This is a genomic window from Paenibacillus nanensis (assembly GCF_003583765.1).
Classification (GTDB): domain Bacteria; phylum Bacillota; class Bacilli; order Paenibacillales; family Paenibacillaceae; genus Pristimantibacillus; species Pristimantibacillus nanensis.
Window position 1 is genome coordinate 75,695 of record NZ_QXQA01000004.1, and the last position, 16,533, is coordinate 92,227.

Genomic DNA, 16,533 nt, shown 5'->3' on the forward strand with positions numbered 1-16,533 from the left:
AGCATCCGGTTTAATGCCCTTAATTCCGCTCGTAAATCCATACAGAATATGCATAAAGCTCCTTTCGCGAATCCAAACTAACACCAGGTTTGGCATAAGAAAGGAGCTTTTTGCATGTACAGTAGACTCAGCTCGATTATGTTTCCGATCGTAGCCGTACTGTTGATCGGCGCGGTTTATTGGGGTTATCAGGAGCATCAGGAAAAAAACTCGATTCTTATCAAGGCGGAGAACCAATATCAGCGCGCTTTTCACGATTTAACCTTCCACGTGGAGAAGCTGCATGAGCAGCTTGGCAATACGCTTGCGGTCAATTCGACCTCCAACGGGTATCACCGTAAAGGTCTGGTTAACGTATGGCGGTTGACGAGCCAAGCGCAAAACGAGATCAGCCAGCTCCCTCTAAGCTATTTGCCGTTTACGGAAGCGGAGGACTTTCTCTCCCACATTTCGAACTTCGCTTATAAGACGGCCGTTCGCGATTTAACAAAGCAGCCTTTGACGGACAACGAGTACAAAACGCTGCAAACGTTGTATCAGAAGTCCAATGAAATCGCTAAAGATCTTCACCGCATGCAAGAGGATGTCATCAACGACAACCTGCGATGGATGGATGTGGAGGTCGCGATCGCGCAGGACCAGCAGGAGAGCGGAAATATCATCGTCGACGGTCTGCGGAATGTCAACGAGAAGGTCGGCCAGTATCCGGAAATGGATTGGGGACCATCCGTCACTAGCTTATATGAGAAGAACACGATCAAGATGCTGAGCGGAGAACCTGCGAAGCCTGAAGAGGTGCGTGAGAAGGCGGCCCGGTTCATGCAGGTGGATCCTTCGCAGATCACCATTACGGAGAACGGCAAAGGAACCAAGTTTTCCTCGTATTCCGCCGTTGCTTTCCCGGACGATCCGTCGCGCAAAATCCAAATGGATTTCACGCAAAGAGGAGGCGCCCAGCTCATCTGGTTTATGAAGTTCAGGGACCTTGGCGCGCCGAAGGTTTCGCTCGAGCAGGCGAAAGCGTCCGCGGATAAATTTCTCGAAGAGAAAGGATTTAAAGGGATGCGGGCGGTCAGCTATGACACGAACGATGTTTCGGGCACCTTTACTTACGTCAGCACGCAGAACGGCGTATTAATTTATCCGGAGAAGCTGACGGTTAAGGTCGCTCTGGATAATGGAGAAACGGTCGGCCTGCAAGCCAGCGAGTATGTGTACGAGCGGCATGAACGCAAAATGCCTAGCCCGATTATTGGAAAAGCGGAAGCGAGAAAGGCGCTTAATCCGGAACTGAAAGTGACGAAGGAGCAGCTTGCGCTGATTGACGGCGAAATGGGCGAGGAAGTGCTCTGTTATGAATTTACGGGCAGCATTAACGGCTCGAACTACCGGATTTACATCAATTCGGAGACGGGACTCGAGGAATCGATTGAAGAGATGACCTCCGAGGACCGCGCTGCCGCTTCTTAATAGTTCTTTTGGCATAAATATCGATATAGATCCCCTCCTTTTGTCATGCTATAATGACTGAAGTATAGGAGGGGACTATATTGTTGCCAAAGATTAATCAGATGCTGTATCTTCAAATCGCTTCTTCCGATGAAGAGGAGTCGGTTATCGAATACCGGTCCAGAATTGCGGATGAAGAAGACACCGCGCTACATATCGAGTATCCCCTGAGCCAGAAGACCGGACGCATAAAACGCCTGTTTCTCGGCGATGAATTGTCTGTCTATTTCGTTTCCGCCGACGGGGTAAAGCATTATTTCGACTCACATGTGCTCGGGTTTAAGGAAGACGAATCGGTTCGACTGGTCAGAATTATGAAGCCGGATCCCGAGAAGATGACGAAGGTTCAGCGCAGAAGCTTCCTGCGTGTGCCGGCGTATCTTGATTTGGCCGTCCAGTTGTCCAACAATGAACGTTTTGTATGCCAGACGGATGATGTGGGTGGAGGCGGGATTTCCTTTATTTGCGACCCCAAATGGCGGTTGGAAAGCGGATCGTCAATTAGCTGCTGGCTGCTTCTTCCTTACCGTAACGGTTCAATCGAGCACGTGCCGTTCAAGGCGGAAATCGTACGGGTACAGGACCTGGAATCGGGGCGGCTGCAAGCGATGAGCAAGTTTATTGAAATTAACGATTCCGACCGGGGAAAAATTATTCGCTATTGCTTCGAAAAGCAGCTTGAATTTCGAAATCGCACTTAAATGCATAAGTTCCGGAAAGTAAGGAATGCTATCCACAAAAAGGAGGCGTTCCCTATGTACAAGCGGCTAAAGCACAGGCTGGATTGCATCCGCAGATGCGACTTGCTGAAGCTGTCGGACCGGTTCAGCAAGCTGCTTCTGCAATTGGTGATCGCGCTGCTTATCTTGGTTCTAATGTCCCAGGTTGCATTGCAAAACGACATAATCAGAGGCTTTATGACAAGCGCGGATCGGTGGGAAGGAACTCCCCTGAACTAGCGCTTCTCTTTTGCATCCTCAGGTAAACTGTGGTATAATTTTCACGTTCGCAGGCAATGCCTGCTTTTTCTTTGAAATGATAGAGAACCTCTCGTTTCATCGGGAAAGAGGCCGTCTTGATTTAAAGGGGGTAGACCGTACGTGGCATTGCAAGAAGGTGACAGCGACCGTATCAACATCGCGATTGACGGGCCGGCAGGGGCCGGCAAAAGCACGGTCGCAAGGATGGTCGCCGGGCAATTAGGTTACGTGTACATCGATACAGGAGCGATGTACAGAGCCGTGACGCTAAGCGCGCAGCGCTTATCGATTACGGCCGAGCAAGAGCAGCGGTTGTCGGATATGCTGCACAGTCTCCGGATCGATCTGGAACCGGGGGTCAGCGGTCAATCCATCTTCGTCAACGGAGAAGATGTGACGCAGCTCATCCGATCCCGCGAAGTAACGCGCCAAGTGTCTTACTTTGCGGCCAGCGCCGTCGTTCGCAAAGTGCTGAGCGGCATGCAGCGGAATATGGCGGGACGCAAGGGAGTTGTCATGGACGGACGCGATATCGGAACGCATGTTCTTCCGGACGCGGAGCTTAAGATTTTCCTTACCGCTTCCGTGAAGGAAAGGGCGCTCAGACGATTCAAGGAGCTTCCTGCCGATCAGTCCGTACCGCTTGAGCAATTGGAGAAGGAAATCGCCGAAAGAGACGCGTTGGACGAGCAGAGGGAAATCTCGCCGCTGGTTCGGGCCAAGGACGCCATCGAATTGGACAGCAGCCATATGACAATCGAAGAAGTTGTAGGCTCGATTGTGAAATTAAGCAGAACCAAATTGGCGGAGGCGAAGTAAACTATGTTATATGTCTTTTTTCGCTTCTTGCTAAGATGTATTTATTCGGTCCTTTTCCGCTTGAAAGCTATCGGAGTCGAGAATATTCCGAAAACCGGCGCAGTCATTCTGGCATCCAATCATATCAGCAATCTCGATCCGCCGACCATCGGGGTAAAAGTGCCTCGAAAGGTGCATTTTATGGCGAAGGAAGAACTGTTTAAAATTCCGGTGTTCGGCGCTCTTATTCGCGCGTTCGGGGCTTTTCCCGTCAAGCGCGGCGGAGTCAGCAAGGATGCCATCAAAGCCGGCATCACGCTGCTTAAGTCCGGCGAGGTCATGGGCATATTCCCGGAAGGCTCGCGCAGCAACGCGGGAGCAGCGAAGAAAGGCACGGCGATGATCGCGATGAGGAGCGGCGCTGCAGTTGTTCCGGTTGCGATCGTGGGGGGATACAAGCTATTCCGCCAAACGAAGGTATGTTATGGCAAGCCGATCCAGCTTTCCGAAATTATTGATGAATCATCTCCAGACGTTTTGGATCAAGCGATGGATGTTGTTATGGCTCGCATTCAGGAGCTTGCCCGGCAGCATCAATAAGTTGTTTTAAAACCGTCATCTCTAAAGAGATGCGGGTTTAAATAAAGTTGGGGTATGAATCGAGGAGGTTATTTCAATGTCAGAAGAGATCAATGTTCAAGAATCCGCCGCGGAGGAAGTTAGCCAAGACGCGATGGACAATTTTGTTTCTTTGAAGAAAGGCGACTCCGTTAAAGGTACAATCGTCAAAATCGAAGATAACCAAGCTTATGTAAGCCTTGGATATAAATATGACGGTGTCATTCCAATTCGCGAGCTGTCCTCCGTACAGCTGGAGAACGCTACAGACGCAGTTCAAGTCGGTCAAGAGGTTGAACTGAAGGTTGTCAGCATTGACGACAATAAGGAAAGCCTGATTCTTTCGAAGCGTCTTGTTGACGGCGAGAAAGCATGGGAAGAGCTTCAGCGCAAATTCGAATCCGGAGAAGTGTTCGAAGTGACGGTCGCAGACGTTGTGAAGGGCGGCCTCGTCGCAGACGTTGGCGTACGCGGCTTCATTCCGGCTTCGATGGTAGAGCGTCATTTCGTTGAAGATTTCAGCGATTACAAGGGCCGCACGCTTCGCGTAAAAGTGAAGGAGCTCGACCTTGAGAACAAAAAAGTGATTCTGTCCCAGAAGGATGTTCTGGATGCGGAATTCGAAGAAAATAAGCAAAAAATTATGAACTCCCTGCAAGTCGGCCAAGAGCTTGACGGAACGGTTCAGCGTCTGACTCCATTCGGCGCTTTCGTCGATATCGGCGGAGTTGACGGTCTTGTTCACGTATCCGAGCTTTCCTGGCAGCATGTTGCTCATCCGAAGGACGTTGTGTCCGAAGGTCAAGCCGTACGGGTTAAAGTGCTGAAGGTGGATCCTGCAGCCGGTAAAATCAGCCTTAGCATGAAAGCTGCGCAGCCTGGTCCATGGGATCAAGCGGCTGACCAGTTTAAAGTGGGCGACATCGTTACTGGTACCGTTCGCCGTATCGTAACGTTCGGCGCATTCGTTGAGATCGCTCCAGGCGTTGAAGGGCTTGTTCATATTTCGCAAATTGCGCACCGCCATATCGCAACGCCGTTTGAAGTATTGAAGGAAGGCCAAGAAGTGAAGGCGAAGGTACTAGACTTTAATCCGGCCGAGAAGCGTGTATCGCTCAGCATCAAAGAGACGGAAGAAGCGCCTGAGAAGCCTGAAACTGCTCCGAAAGCGGAGCGCGCGCCTCGTTCTCCGAAAGTAGAAGAGATTAACAACCCGAACGTAAGCTTGAACAGCCAAAGCATGAGCTATTCGCTTGGCGAACGTTTCGGCGATAAACTAAGCAAACTGAAATAATGAGATAGGCCTTTAGGCTATTCCCGTTTAACTAACGGGAATAGCCTTTTTTTGTTGGCGCATAATAGGTTTACGTGAGGTGAAACAAAAATGATGCCAGGATACCTGTGCATACTGTTTTTATTTATTTTTTGTATCTTGTGGGCTACGGGCTGGAAGCCGACATTCGCCCCGAATATGAGAACGGGCTGGGCGCTGTCGATCACCGGCCTTATTCTGTTTACATTAATGTTTCCCATTTGGATAACACCGATCGACAGGTTTCCGGGCTTCCATATTCATGCGGCCGTCTGTCTGCTGCTTGTATCCAGTGTCATTGTCGTGCTGCTGTCGGCGAGGCAAGGACAAGCTCTTTTTCTTGTTCTATGCGCCGTCATGCTGGCAGTCGTGTGGGGCAGCACGCGCAGCTTATACGCCCATGAATCCTTTCTTCATTGGCTGAGCCCTACTCTGGACGCTCCACTGCTGGCGGGGCTGCTATGCGGCGTGTTTACAACGGACAGCAATCATCAGCTTGCGATTACGGCATGGGGGGCGGCTATAGGCGAGTGTATGGCGGCATTGCTGCAAGAAGGCGGCGCTTTTCAAGTGCAGATCGGTTCTTGGGCATGGTGGGACGGGTTCGCGATTGCAATTTGCGCAACGTTTGCGCTAGGGGCAGCCGGCCGGGCTTTGCGCGGTATGATTAGCAAGCTGGGAGCCGTATGGCTGCAGCAACGAGGGGGACGATCATCGTAATGCTCGCTTATTTAGAAACAAATAAACACCTGGTAGGCGTTTTGCTTGGCATCCTGTTTGGCGTCATTTCCCGGCTTCTTTTACTGAAAACCGATTACAGACAGTATCCGACTTACCCTCACGGCCGCATTATCCATATATCGCTCGGCGTAATTGCGGCGGCGCTTGGCTCTGTCGCAGTCCCGGCGTTATTCGACAAGGATTATACCGCGATTACATTTTTGACGCTGGCGGCCTCTCAATTCCGCGATGTGCGTAAGATGGAGCGGGAAACGTTAACGAAAATCGACAGCTTGGAGCTCGTCAGCCGCGGCTCAACGTATATTGAAGGCATTGCGATGGTGTTTGAAGGGCGCAACTATCTCGTGATCATGTCCTCCTTAATGACGAGCTTGTTTGCCGTGCTGCTGAATGCGTGGTTTGGCATTGCCGCGGGTCTTCTGATGCTTCTCGTCGTCGTGAAGCTGAAGTCCGGTAAAACGATTTCTCATATTGCGGAGGTCGAGCCGGGGGAAGTCCGAGTTGATGGGCCGGATCTGTACGTATCGGACATTTATATCATGAATATCGGCCTGAAAGCCAATCAGGAAATAATCGCAAGCCATGGCCTCGGTTACATTATTACGCCAAAAAATCCGAACAGCAAAGTGACGCTCAGCAATCTTGGCCAGCGGCAAGCGATTATGTACGACTTGGCAACGATTTTAGGCGTCTACCGGGACGACGGGGAGCCCGCTTTAATCCCGATGGCCAAGCTGGATATGAATGACGGGCGGCTTGCGGTATTTCTTCTGCCGCAGGATAAAGACGTTAGCAAAGGCCGGGAGGTGGTGCTTCGCGTGCCGATTCTCGAATCCGCCGTTCGTATGCCGACTGAAGCGCCTGTGAATCAGAAAGGGGCTAAACAGCATGGCTAAAATCGTAGCGGTTGTTACCGTCAAAGGCGCTGAGGTTGGGGGAGGGGCGCCGACCTTTATTGCGCCGGACGAGACGAAGCTGCAGGAAACCGCCTTTTTGCTTGAAAAAATAATGGACGCCAGCGCGCATGATTTAAAGAACGGAACCATCATTCTCGTTGACCATCAGAAATAGAAAAGTTAGCCAAGCGCCTACTTTTTTGCTATGATGAGTAACGTGAGTATAAAAATGAAGACATACGAAGCTGTTTGTTTCACAATATGTTAAGGAGTGAAAAACCAATTATGGCAAGACCCGTTATCGCCATAGTCGGTCGTCCGAATGTGGGCAAATCCACCATATTCAACCGGATAATTGGCGACAGGCTGGCAATCGTTGAGGATAAACCGGGCGTGACCCGCGACCGTATTTACGGGACAGGGGAATGGAACGGCAAGCCGTTTAGCATTATTGATACCGGCGGTATCGAGATCGACGGCGAAGATGAGATTATGAAATCGGTTCGGATGCAGGCGGAGCTTGCAGTGGAAGAAGCGGACGTTATTATTTTTATGGTAGACGCCAAAATCGGGATGACGCATGCGGATGAAGAAGTCGCTCAAATGCTGTTTCGCTCGCGCAAGCCAGTCGTCGTTGCTGTCAATAAGGTCGACAACGACAACCGGATGGATGAGGTTTATGAATTTTACGGTCTCGGCTTTGGACAGCCGATCCCCATTTCCGGATCGCACGGCATCGGCATCGGCGACCTATTGGACGCGGCGACAGATTTGCTGCCGGAGATTGAGGACGACGGATATGACGAGGACGTTATCCGCGTTGCGCTGATCGGCCGTCCGAATGTCGGCAAGTCGTCGCTTGTGAACGCGCTGCTTGGAGAAGACCGCGTTATCGTCAGCAATGTGGCTGGAACAACGCGTGATGCGATCGACACGCCGTTCGAGCATGACGGACAGCGTTATGTGCTGATCGATACGGCCGGCATGCGCAAGCGCGGCAAAGTGTATGAATCGACGGAGAAATACAGCGTCATGCGCGCGATGAAAGCAATCGAACGCGCGGACGTGGTGCTTGTCCTGATTAATGGCGAAGAAGGCATTATCGAGCAGGACAAGCATATCGCGGGATATGCGCATGAAGCGGGCAAAGCGTCCATTTTCGTCGTGAACAAATGGGATGTCGTGGAGAAGGACGACAAGACGATGGCCCACTTTACGCAGAAGATTCGCGATCATTTCCTGTTCATGACCTATGCGCCGGTCGTATTTTTGTCAGCCTTGACGAAACAACGCTTACATAAGCTGCTCCCAGTCGTTAACCATGTCTCGGAACAGCATGCGATGCGCATACAGACGCATCTGCTTAACGATGTGGTGTCTGACGCCGTCGCCATCAATCCTCCTCCGTCCGATAAAGGCAAACGTCTGCGCATCAATTACGTGACGCAGGTTTCCACGAAGCCTCCAACGATCGTTTGCTTCGTCAATGATCCGGAGCTCATGCATTTTTCGTATGAACGGTATTTGGAGAACAAAATCCGCGCGGCATTCGATTTCGAAGGAACACCGCTTCGAATCTTTACGCGGCGCAAATCCGACGAGGACTAGGGGAGAAGAAAGTTGCTATTGGACATTGTCGCGGTTGTTCTAAGTTATTTGTTAGGCTCGATATCATTCAGCATCGTTATAGCCAAGTGGGTGAAGGGCATTGATATCCGCAACCATGGAAGCGGGAACGCGGGGGCGACCAATACGCTCCGAGTCTTGGGTAAAGGACCCGCCTTCTTCGTCATCCTTCTTGATATCGCGAAAGGCATTGCGGCGGTCTATTTGGGTTATGCGATGAGCGATGGGGAATGGATTCCGATATTATGCGGACTCGCCGCGATTATCGGACACAATTGGCCGGTATGGTTTAAGTTCAAAGGAGGCAAAGGCATCGCGACGACAATCGGCGTGCTGGCGACGCTCGTCTTCTTCCCTGCGCTGTACGCAGGTATTATCGCGATTCTCCTCATTGTGATCACGCGTTATGTATCGCTCGGATCGCTTGTATTTGCGGCGCTTACGCCGGTATTCATCGTTCTGGTGCAATATAACTTGCCATTGCTAATTTGTGCTCTGGTCATTGCGATCTTTGCGTTTGTGCGACATCGGACCAATATCGTCAAGCTGCTTCGGGGAACGGAGAATAAGCTTGGCGCCAAGAAAGGAGCTTAGCAAGTGGTGAACGAACAAACATCAAATATGCGCCGCGCGGCCGTGCTGGTCGCCGGAAGCTGGGGAACGGCCCTTGCCTCCGTGCTTGCAAGCAACGGGTATCTTGTTGCGTTATGGACGAGAAACGAAGGTCAGGCCAAGGAAATAAACGAGAAGCATACGAACAGCCGGTTTTTGCCGGAATGCGAGCTGCCTGTCAATATCGTTGCGACAACCGATATGGAGCAGGCATTAAAGGATGCGGAGCTTGTTCTCTTCGTCGCGCCTTCAAGCGCAATGCGCCAGGTTGCGCAAGCTGCAGCTCCGCATCTGTCGCCGGAGACGCTATGCGTCCATGCGACCAAAGGTTTTGAGACAAATACCTTTAAACGGATGTCGATTGTGCTGGCGGAGGAGCTGGGACGTTCAGCATCCGAAATCGTCGTGTTAACCGGTCCAAGCCATGCGGAGGAAGTCATCCGGAAGCAGCCGACGACCGTCGTTGTTGCGTCAGAATCGATTGAAGCGGCGGAGAAAGCACAGGATGCGCTTATTAACAGCGATTTCCGGGTATACACGAATCGCGATGTAATCGGGGCGGAAGTAGCAGGCGCGATCAAAAACATCATTGCGCTCGGGGCGGGACTAAGCGACGGCCTTGGCTTTGGCGACAACGCAAAAGCCGCTTTGCTTACCCGCGGACTTGCGGAAATCGGAAGACTCGGTACGGCTATGGGAGCAAGTCCCATGACCTTCGCGGGTCTTGCCGGCGTCGGCGATTTGGTCGCTACATGCACAAGCAAGCACAGCCGCAACTGGAGGGCGGGTTATCTTCTCGGAGACGGAACGCCTCTGGAGCAGGTTCTGGACAAAATCGGAATGGTTGTAGAAGGTGTCCGCACAACCCAGAACGCCTATCAGCTGTCGCGGCAATTCCATGTTGAAATGCCGATCACGAATCAGCTCTATGAAGTGTTGTTCGAAGGCAAGCCGCCTAAAGCGGCAGTCGAGCAGCTGATGGGCCGGTTAAAGACGCATGAAATGGAACCGTTAGAATAAGGCAGCAGCCTACACCAACTTGCCCTCATCCTCATATGATGCTAGAAGCTCATAGGCCAGAGGAGGGTGATAAGGTTGTCTAAAGGAATCCAAAAGGACGTTTTGAACGCGATCAACAAAAAAACCGGCAAAACCATTTCAGAGAGCGCCGTTAAAAAGTTGGCTAGCGGCGTTGATGCAAGCACCCTGCAAAATGAAGCGGAGCTTCGCAAGCTGATTAAACAGGTGTCGGATGTGGCGAAAGTCAAAGTGCCGGAATCGACCGTCAACGATATTGTAAAAGCGATCAAGGCGAGCGGAGTAAGCGCGTCGAACTTGGAAGCGATGGTCAAAATGATGATGAATAGATAAGATTTTCGAGGGCAAAAGCGAGCGAAAAACCGTCCGGTCCATATGACGGCGAAATCGCGATTACGCTTTTGTCCTTTTTTTTGACCGATGCTATAATGGTTTAGAACTTATCATGATGCAGAGTAGGAGAATGGATTCGAGAATGGACGCAATGACGAAGATGTGGATATCGTTTCTCGGCATCGGTTTGATGGCGGTTGCCGCCTTCTTAATTACTTTTGCCCGGGTTAAAACAAAAGGCGTTACAAAGTTTATTTTGTCGGCTGTCGCATTTGTGCTGTTGGTTTTAGGATTTATATACGGCTTTTTCTCTATCCTTTAAAATGAGGAATCTCTACATAACCCGACCAGACATAGTAGGAGGAACGTTGCTGAAATGATAGAACTAAAAGGCAGAACGATCACACAGACGGTTGAGGCGGAAGCCGGGCTAACCATATTGGATCACGCGATGAAGCATAAGGTGGACTGGAGCTTTTCCTGCACGCGCGGAACTTGCGCGCGCTGCCGCTGCCTCATTACGGAGGGAGCGGAATTTCTTGAGGAGATTACCGACGAAGAGTGGGACCGTCTCGAGCCGGAGGAGTTCGAGCAAGGCTATCGGCTCGGGTGTCAAGCTGTCGTGAAGGAAGGCGCCGGGCAGATTAAGGCCGAGAACAAAACCTATTTCTAACCACGGACCACGAATAGGCCTCGATAGAGGATTTCTTAATAAGGAGCCCCGGCCATGTCTCAAACAACACGAATACATCACGCGTTATCGGTCATTCAGGAGACGGCGGGAGGCGGAAAGTGGGTGCTCGGAGGCAGCGCCGGACTGCTGCTTCGAGGCCTATCGCTCGCATCGCCGCCGCGGGATATCGACCTATATTGCGATGAGGAAGACCACCCCGCCATCCATAGCGCGTTAAGCCGATATGCAACAGATGAACCCCAGTTCAGCGAAACGGATATTTACCGTTCGACGCTGAGCCACTACCGGATCGGGGAATGCCGAATCGAGTTAGTAGGGGGATTTCAAGTCCGGTCGTTAGGCAGTTGTTATAAGGTTGATGTCAAAGGATTATTAATTCCATACGGTGAAAGCGTCGGCATTAGCGGGTACTCTGCTTCGGGCGAGTATGTCCGCATCGTCCCCTTCGCCCATGAGCTGGTTTTTAATGCGCTTCGGGAGCGAGAGGACCGCGTCCGGCAGATTGCGGATGCAATGGCATCAGCCGGAGGGGCTCATTCCGACGTTCTTGCCGTTATTGCGGCTCATAATGAACTGAGCCCCTTCGTCATGGAAAGATTGGCGGAATGGCTGGAAAGGAAATAGGAAGGGGGTTCGAGGGTGGACGCTGAAGTCCGATTTTGGCCGAGCGGCAAATCGGTGCGGGTAAGGCGCGGGACAACCGTACTGGACGCGGCGAGACGCGCAGGCGTAACGATCGCGACCCGCTGCGGCGGTAAAGCCGCGTGCTTTATGTGTAAAGTAACCGTACGTCCAGGCAGTGAGCTTCTGCCGATCGGCGATGAGGAAAGGCGTAAGCTTGCGGGACTGGAGGAACAGCATATCCGTCTGTCTTGCCAGACGAGAGTGTCCGGCAAGGCCGAGGTCGAGCTTCCTCCTGATCCGCTGCGTTCGGCGGTTGCCAAAGCGCTCGCCCGGCAAAAGGAGCAGGAGGAGCTCTGGTAATGGAAACGGAGGAGTATGGGGAAGATGTGGAAATGGAAAAAAACATTCGGAGGCGGCATGCGTTTCGGCGCGACGACGGTTCTTCTGGCGGCGCTGGCGGTAACGCTGTCCGGCTGCCTATATCCGAAGGAGAATTTAAAGCAAAACATTCCGCCGAAGGAAGCGGTTCGAAACGTACAGGCGGCCGTAGATCAATATCAAGAGGAGCTTGGTTTGCTGCCGATCCAGAACAGCTCACAGGATGTTCCGAAATACGAAAGGTTTAAGCTTGATTTCCCGAAGCTGCAGGGAAGAGGCTATATCAGCTCGATTCCGGCCGCAGCCTTCGAGAACGGCGGCAATTATTATTTTATCGTGATTGATGAAGAGACGGATCCCCGGGTCAAGCTGATGGATATCGTGACATTCCAAAAGATTAACGATATTCAAAACTGGGTGAAGCAATATATGGACAGCCGAGGAACGGTTCCAAAATCGGACGAGATGTATCCCGGCTTTTATTCCATCGATTACGAAAGCATGAACAAATCCGCGCCGGATATCCGCAGCGTATTCTCCGGCGTCGGCCTGTCCGCTATCGTTGATGAGGAAGGCGTCGTCTACGCGGATTACGGCATCGATTTGATGCAATTAAAGCAGCGCAACGCGGATTTGCAAGCAACCGATGAAACGGATTTAAGAGAATGGCTCGTCGATTCTTCCGATTTCGTCCCTGTCAAATCGCCGGAGTACCGATTGGTAAATGGAGAGCCGGTAGCCGTAAAACCAGAATAAGAAGAAAAAATCCTTTCCCGAGGCTCTCGGGAGAGGATTTTTTTGCGTGCGCACGTCATAGTTAATTGCAGCCTCTCATATATTTCAATCTTGGAAGGGAAACAGGTTCATTCGGTGAACAAAAAAAGTTTTCGAACGAGGAAATCGTCATATTTGGACAGTCCGAACATAAGCTATTACTAGTCCAAAAAGCATGTACGAGTTGCGTCGCTGGCCTGCCCTCTTGTCCGGTGGATGGCGGCGAACCGGAAAATCAATTGGGAGGGGATATTCAGTGGAGAAAGTAGACATTTTCAAGGACATTGCCGAACGTACCGGCGGGGATATTTACCTCGGGGTTGTTGGGGCGGTCCGGACGGGCAAATCAACATTTATTAAACGGTTTATGGAAACGGTCGTACTTCCCAACATTACGAGCGAGTCGGACCGGGTCAGAGCCGTAGATGAGCTTCCTCAAAGCGCCGCAGGCAAAACGATTATGACAACGGAGCCCAAATTCGTGCCGAATCAGGCGGTTCAGCTCAAAGTCGCGGAAGGGCTTGAAGTAAATGTAAGATTGGTAGATTGCGTAGGCTATGCGGTCGAAGGGGCAAAGGGCTATGAGGATGAGAACGGTCCGCGCATGATCACGACGCCTTGGTTCGATGAACCGATTCCTTTCCAGGAAGCGGCTGAAATCGGCACTCGCAAGGTTATCCAGGAGCATTCCACGCTTGGCGTCGTTGTGACGACGGACGGCTCGATCGCTGAAATTCCGAGAAGCTCTTACGTCGTTGCGGAGGAGAGAGTCGTCGAGGAGCTGAAAGAGGTCGGTAAGCCGTTCGTGCTGATCATCAACTCGACGCGTCCGAAAAGCGAGGAAACCCAGCAGCTACGCAGCGAGCTGCAAGCGAAATACGACATTCCCGTCATCGCCTTAAGCGTAGCGACGATGGGTGAGGAAGAAGGCACGGCTGTGCTTCGCGAGGTGCTCTACGAGTTCCCCGTCCACGAGGTCAACGTTAATCTTCCAAGCTGGGTCATGGTGCTGAACGATAACCACTGGCTGCGCAGTAACTACGAAAATTCCGTGAGAGACACGGTTAAGGATATTCGCCGTCTAAGAGACGTAGAGAGAGTCGTTCAGCAGTTCATGGACTACGACTTTATCGCGAGAGCAGGACTTAGCGGCATGAATATGGGGCAAGGCGTAGCCGAGATTGATCTCTACGCTCCAGATGAGCTGTATGACCGCATTTTGATGGAAGTCGTCGGCGTCGAAATTAGAGGGAAGGACCATTTGCTGCAGCTCATGCAGGACTTCTCGCACGCGAAGCGTGAATATGACCGTTTCGCGGAAGCGCTTGAAATGGTTAAGACGACGGGCTACGGCATCGCGGCGCCTTCGCTGGCTGAGATGATGCTCGATGAGCCTGAGCTGATCCGTCAAGGCTCGCGGTTCGGCGTAAGGCTGAAAGCGACCGCGCCATCCATTCATATGATCCGGGTCGACGTCGAATCCGAATTCGCCCCGATCATCGGCACCGAAAAGCAAAGCGAAGAGCTGGTGCGTTACTTAATGCAGGACTTCGAGAACGATCCGATAAAAATTTGGGAGTCCGACATTTTTGGCCGCTCCCTGCATTCCATCGTGAGAGAAGGCATTCAAGGCAAAATCGCCATGATGCCGGACAACGCGCGCTACAAGCTGCAGGAAACGCTTGGCCGTATCATCAACGAAGGCTCTGGCGGATTAATCGCTATTATCCTATAACAGCGAAATAAGCAAGAAGCGGGGCTGTCTCCAAGATCTTAACGGATCTTTGAGAGACAGTCTTTGCTGTGCGCATAGGCCGGATTAAGATTAGAAAACCCTATTTTCAGCGTCAAATCAAGGTTTTTACTTGAAATTGCCTTTGGGCTGTATTACTATAAGTTTGTTCATCCTAAGAATTAACAATTTTTCACTCGCAATTCGGCTTCGATTGGCAGGTATAGATTTGAAGCTTTCGGTGAATAAGAGGAATAAGGGTATATGATGCTTACGATGCAAGTTTTGCTCCGCAAAACTTTAAGCGTATGCTTACGATGCAAGTTTTGCTCCGCAAAACTTTTAAGGAGGTGAAACCATGAACAAAACGGATCTGATTGCAAAAGTAGCTGAACTGACTGAACTGTCTAAGAAGGATGCGACGAAAGCAGTTGACGCTGTATTCGAAGCGATTTCCGACGCCCTGCAAAACGGCGAGAAAGTACAGCTGGTAGGCTTCGGCAACTTTGAAGTTCGCGAGCGTCAAGCGCGCAAAGGCCGCAATCCGCAGACGGGCGAAGAAATCGATATCGCTGCCAGCAAGATGCCGGCATTCAAACCAGGCAAATCTCTTAAGGACCTCGTATCCAATTAACGTATAGGTAGACAGACGCTCGAACGGGACTATGTTTGAGCGTTTTTCTTTTGTGGGCGGAATACGCCCCGCATTAGGCGTTGCACATTATTTGGACTTCCACTATAATTCACATGGATGGCTAGGAATGACGAATGCGGAGGGATCACCATGGAGCCTACGACTGGCGATTATATTGTAGTGAAGGCGAAGGATCAAGGCGTGCAGGTTATTGGACTCACGCGCGGTCACGATACCCGGTTTCACCACACGGAGAAGCTTGATAAAAACGAAGTGCTGATCTGTCAATTTACCGATCACACATCGGCGATCAAAATACGGGGTAAAGCGATAGTGATGACGAAATTCGGCACCGTGGAAACCGATCAATAGGATAGAAATCAAAGCAGGCCTGCGCCTGCTTTTTTTTATGGTTGTGCATGCGCACGGAAAGGAATCAATTGCCCCGCAAAACTCCAGCCCTTCCGAATAATCAATCGGTTGTCCTCGTACAATGTTGTATAAGCCCTATTCGGAATGAGTCCGTCAGGGAATGAACAAACTTGAAAGAGGATTGGAAAACATTTGGAGATGGACGGAGGTGCTAACAATGCGAATGGGCACAGCGCTGCTCACCGCTTGCGCCGTGACTTTGGTTATGACGCTGGGTATTGCTTGGCTGCCAAAGGCCATGCTGGATCACGAAAGCAATGATCGAGGGATTCCCGTCTTCAACGGAACGCCTGTCGTTCATTTAACGAACGGAAATATTGTGGACGCTTTGCTTAGCGTGCCGCTTCATGAGAGATTAGGACGGGTGGAATGGAGAAACTCCGTATTGTCGTTCGATCTGCTGGTGCCAAGCGACGGCGGCAGGCCCGCCGCCTGGTTTGACGATGTCGAGCAGCTTGTGCGCGTATCCTATCTGCAGTTCGATAATGTGAATCGGCTGCTCATCCGCATTGTCGAGCAAGACGGAGAACGCAAGCGGCTTCTTGCCGCTGTTGATGTGCGGGCGAATGATGCTTGGCTGAACGATCCGTCCGGCTCGATTTCGTTCTCGGACCCCGTCCATGACGAGTCCTGGCGCAAGCGTCTTCGGCTTAGCTTTACGACGGCTTGGATCGAAAGGTTCGGTGTTCCGGCTGGTTATTCGACCCATTCTGGCGGCGGGACTCAATAGAAGTTGCAATTTCTTGAACATCCAAGGCTGTCGTATGCTCTGCGCCTAAAGTTGTGCTATAATAGTTTAGAT

22 protein-coding genes are annotated in these 16,533 nt (G+C 51.4%); all 22 read left to right on the forward strand.

Features of this window, described 5'->3' with window-relative positions; all coding sequences use genetic code 11:
* Window positions 1-114: 114 nt before the first annotated feature.
* Window positions 115-1,470, forward strand: a complete 1,356-nt coding sequence (ypeB, locus tag D3P08_RS08440; RefSeq protein WP_119599071.1) for a germination protein YpeB — start codon at window positions 115-117, stop codon at window positions 1,468-1,470.
* Between the two features lie 80 nt (window positions 1,471-1,550).
* Window positions 1,551-2,210, forward strand: coding sequence for a flagellar brake protein (locus D3P08_RS08445; RefSeq protein WP_119599072.1), 660 nt, complete (start codon window positions 1,551-1,553; stop codon window positions 2,208-2,210).
* A 54-nt stretch (window positions 2,211-2,264) separates the two neighbouring features.
* Entirely contained in the window at window positions 2,265-2,468 is a 204-nt protein-coding gene (locus tag D3P08_RS08450) for a hypothetical protein (protein ID WP_119599073.1), read from the forward strand.
* A 141-nt stretch (window positions 2,469-2,609) separates the two neighbouring features.
* Window positions 2,610-3,308, forward strand: a complete 699-nt coding sequence (gene cmk, locus D3P08_RS08455) for a (d)CMP kinase (protein WP_119599074.1) — start codon at window positions 2,610-2,612, stop codon at window positions 3,306-3,308.
* Between the two features lie 60 nt (window positions 3,309-3,368).
* Entirely contained in the window at window positions 3,369-3,887 is a 519-nt protein-coding gene (locus D3P08_RS08460; RefSeq protein ID WP_338068710.1) for a lysophospholipid acyltransferase family protein, read from the forward strand.
* A 76-nt stretch (window positions 3,888-3,963) separates the two neighbouring features.
* Complete coding sequence (gene rpsA, locus D3P08_RS08465) at window positions 3,964-5,199, forward strand: 30S ribosomal protein S1 (protein WP_119599076.1); 1,236 nt, start codon at window positions 3,964-3,966, stop codon at window positions 5,197-5,199.
* Between the two features lie 90 nt (window positions 5,200-5,289).
* The gene (locus D3P08_RS08470; protein WP_119599077.1) at window positions 5,290-5,937 is read left to right on the forward strand and encodes a YphA family membrane protein; all 648 of its coding nucleotides are present in this window, start codon (window positions 5,290-5,292) and stop codon (window positions 5,935-5,937) included.
* A complete protein-coding gene (locus tag D3P08_RS08475; protein ID WP_119599078.1) occupies window positions 5,937-6,854 on the forward strand; it encodes a YIEGIA family protein in 918 nt (305 codons plus the stop codon). Before D3P08_RS08470 ends, D3P08_RS08475 begins: the two co-directional genes overlap by 1 nt.
* On the forward strand, window positions 6,847-7,029 hold the full coding sequence (locus tag D3P08_RS08480) for a capping complex subunit for YIEGIA (protein ID WP_119599079.1): 183 nt from the start codon (window positions 6,847-6,849) through the stop codon (window positions 7,027-7,029). Before D3P08_RS08475 ends, D3P08_RS08480 begins: the two co-directional genes overlap by 8 nt.
* A 110-nt stretch (window positions 7,030-7,139) precedes the next feature.
* Window positions 7,140-8,462, forward strand: a complete 1,323-nt coding sequence (gene der / locus D3P08_RS08485) for a ribosome biogenesis GTPase Der (RefSeq protein WP_119599080.1) — start codon at window positions 7,140-7,142, stop codon at window positions 8,460-8,462.
* Window positions 8,463-8,474: 12 nt separating this feature from the next.
* Window positions 8,475-9,074 carry a glycerol-3-phosphate 1-O-acyltransferase PlsY gene (gene plsY / locus D3P08_RS08490; protein WP_119599081.1) on the forward strand — a complete coding sequence of 200 codons (600 nt, stop codon included), beginning with the start codon at window positions 8,475-8,477 and terminating at the stop codon, window positions 9,072-9,074.
* 27 nt (window positions 9,075-9,101) lie between these two features.
* Window positions 9,102-10,112: an NAD(P)H-dependent glycerol-3-phosphate dehydrogenase gene (locus D3P08_RS08495; RefSeq protein WP_119599481.1), complete on the forward strand. Its 1,011-nt coding sequence runs from the start codon at window positions 9,102-9,104 to the stop codon at window positions 10,110-10,112.
* Window positions 10,113-10,187: 75 nt separating this feature from the next.
* The gene (locus D3P08_RS08500) at window positions 10,188-10,463 is read left to right on the forward strand and encodes a stage VI sporulation protein F (protein ID WP_119599082.1); all 276 of its coding nucleotides are present in this window, start codon (window positions 10,188-10,190) and stop codon (window positions 10,461-10,463) included.
* Window positions 10,464-10,605: 142 nt separating this feature from the next.
* The gene (locus D3P08_RS08505) at window positions 10,606-10,785 is read left to right on the forward strand and encodes a DUF2768 family protein (protein WP_119599083.1); all 180 of its coding nucleotides are present in this window, start codon (window positions 10,606-10,608) and stop codon (window positions 10,783-10,785) included.
* Window positions 10,786-10,839: 54 nt separating this feature from the next.
* On the forward strand, window positions 10,840-11,136 hold the full coding sequence (locus tag D3P08_RS08510; RefSeq protein WP_119599084.1) for a 2Fe-2S iron-sulfur cluster-binding protein: 297 nt from the start codon (window positions 10,840-10,842) through the stop codon (window positions 11,134-11,136).
* A 54-nt stretch (window positions 11,137-11,190) separates the two neighbouring features.
* Window positions 11,191-11,781, forward strand: a complete 591-nt coding sequence (locus D3P08_RS08515; RefSeq protein WP_119599085.1) for a nucleotidyltransferase family protein — start codon at window positions 11,191-11,193, stop codon at window positions 11,779-11,781.
* Window positions 11,782-11,796: 15 nt separating this feature from the next.
* A complete protein-coding gene (locus D3P08_RS08520; protein WP_119599086.1) occupies window positions 11,797-12,141 on the forward strand; it encodes a 2Fe-2S iron-sulfur cluster-binding protein in 345 nt (114 codons plus the stop codon).
* Between the two features lie 24 nt (window positions 12,142-12,165).
* A complete protein-coding gene (locus D3P08_RS08525; RefSeq protein WP_119599087.1) occupies window positions 12,166-12,915 on the forward strand; it encodes a hypothetical protein in 750 nt (249 codons plus the stop codon).
* A 274-nt stretch (window positions 12,916-13,189) separates the two neighbouring features.
* Window positions 13,190-14,668, forward strand: coding sequence for a stage IV sporulation protein A (gene spoIVA / locus D3P08_RS08530; protein ID WP_119599088.1), 1,479 nt, complete (start codon window positions 13,190-13,192; stop codon window positions 14,666-14,668).
* A 355-nt stretch (window positions 14,669-15,023) separates the two neighbouring features.
* A complete protein-coding gene (locus D3P08_RS08535; RefSeq protein ID WP_119599089.1) occupies window positions 15,024-15,299 on the forward strand; it encodes an HU family DNA-binding protein in 276 nt (91 codons plus the stop codon).
* Window positions 15,300-15,449: 150 nt separating this feature from the next.
* A complete protein-coding gene (gene mtrB, locus D3P08_RS08540) occupies window positions 15,450-15,671 on the forward strand; it encodes a trp RNA-binding attenuation protein MtrB (protein ID WP_119599090.1) in 222 nt (73 codons plus the stop codon).
* 217 nt (window positions 15,672-15,888) lie between these two features.
* On the forward strand, window positions 15,889-16,461 hold the full coding sequence (locus D3P08_RS08545; protein WP_119599091.1) for a hypothetical protein: 573 nt from the start codon (window positions 15,889-15,891) through the stop codon (window positions 16,459-16,461).
* The last annotated feature ends 72 nt before the right edge of the window (window positions 16,462-16,533 follow it).

Coding starts and splice junctions, on each gene's coding strand:
- ypeB (WP_119599071.1), top strand. CDS start 115: ATGTACAGTAGACTCAGCTCGATTATGTTTCCGATCGTAGCCGTACTG.
- D3P08_RS08450 (WP_119599073.1), top strand. CDS start 2,265: ATGTACAAGCGGCTAAAGCACAGGCTGGATTGCATCCGCAGATGCGAC.
- rpsA (WP_119599076.1), top strand. CDS start 3,964: ATGTCAGAAGAGATCAATGTTCAAGAATCCGCCGCGGAGGAAGTTAGC.
- D3P08_RS08470 (WP_119599077.1), top strand. CDS start 5,290: ATGATGCCAGGATACCTGTGCATACTGTTTTTATTTATTTTTTGTATC.
- D3P08_RS08475 (WP_119599078.1), top strand. CDS start 5,937: ATGCTCGCTTATTTAGAAACAAATAAACACCTGGTAGGCGTTTTGCTT.
- D3P08_RS08480 (WP_119599079.1), top strand. CDS start 6,847: ATGGCTAAAATCGTAGCGGTTGTTACCGTCAAAGGCGCTGAGGTTGGG.
- der (WP_119599080.1), top strand. CDS start 7,140: ATGGCAAGACCCGTTATCGCCATAGTCGGTCGTCCGAATGTGGGCAAA.
- D3P08_RS08495 (WP_119599481.1), top strand. CDS start 9,102: ATGCGCCGCGCGGCCGTGCTGGTCGCCGGAAGCTGGGGAACGGCCCTT.
- D3P08_RS08505 (WP_119599083.1), top strand. CDS start 10,606: ATGGACGCAATGACGAAGATGTGGATATCGTTTCTCGGCATCGGTTTG.
- D3P08_RS08510 (WP_119599084.1), top strand. CDS start 10,840: ATGATAGAACTAAAAGGCAGAACGATCACACAGACGGTTGAGGCGGAA.
- D3P08_RS08515 (WP_119599085.1), top strand. CDS start 11,191: ATGTCTCAAACAACACGAATACATCACGCGTTATCGGTCATTCAGGAG.
- D3P08_RS08525 (WP_119599087.1), top strand. CDS start 12,166: ATGTGGAAATGGAAAAAAACATTCGGAGGCGGCATGCGTTTCGGCGCG.
- D3P08_RS08535 (WP_119599089.1), top strand. CDS start 15,024: ATGAACAAAACGGATCTGATTGCAAAAGTAGCTGAACTGACTGAACTG.
- mtrB (WP_119599090.1), top strand. CDS start 15,450: ATGGAGCCTACGACTGGCGATTATATTGTAGTGAAGGCGAAGGATCAA.
- D3P08_RS08545 (WP_119599091.1), top strand. CDS start 15,889: ATGCGAATGGGCACAGCGCTGCTCACCGCTTGCGCCGTGACTTTGGTT.